This is a genomic window from Vibrio sp. 1401 (genome assembly GCF_033340295.1).
On sequence record NZ_JAWOWF010000881.1, the window covers coordinates 1 to 507 of the forward strand.

A 507-nucleotide genomic window follows, 5' to 3' on the forward strand; every position below is an offset into this window, starting at 1 on the left:
CGTAAAGTTTTAATCATGTCAATCACCTGTCCGCTTGTATTGCCTTTCCCATAAGGATTTAAGACAACCTCGTTGCTATCTTTTTTGTAAGCTCTCTGTACAGCCGCACGTATTGAAGCAGAGATATCTATTTGATCAGGCTTACAATTTAGGACACTCTTGGCGGCCAAACGCCCTTTCTGTCTTGAACCAATATTCACGGTAGGTACGTCAAATGCAGGCACTTCGATAATCCCACTCGAAGAGTTACCAATCACAGCATCAGCATACTTTACCGCACTCAAGTAACGTACTTGCCCAAGAGATGGAATAGCTAAAACACGTTGTGGGTTAGCTTGAGCATATTGTTCCAAAATAGGGATAATACGTCGCCCTCCATCATCAGCATTCGGATAAGTAAGGATTACTTGATGATTGGGAAATTCATCTAATGCGCCTAAGAGCGCTTGAAAGCTTGCCTCAGGCTTCTCATCACCTAAGGTCACTGGATGATATGTGACCACAAAA

The 507-nt window shown here is 43.0% G+C and carries 1 protein-coding gene; it reads right to left on the minus strand.

The features are described from left to right. Nucleotides 1–507: UDP-N-acetylglucosamine 2-epimerase (locus R7Z77_RS28685; protein WP_318137475.1), on the minus strand; the 507-nt coding region annotated here is incomplete at both ends.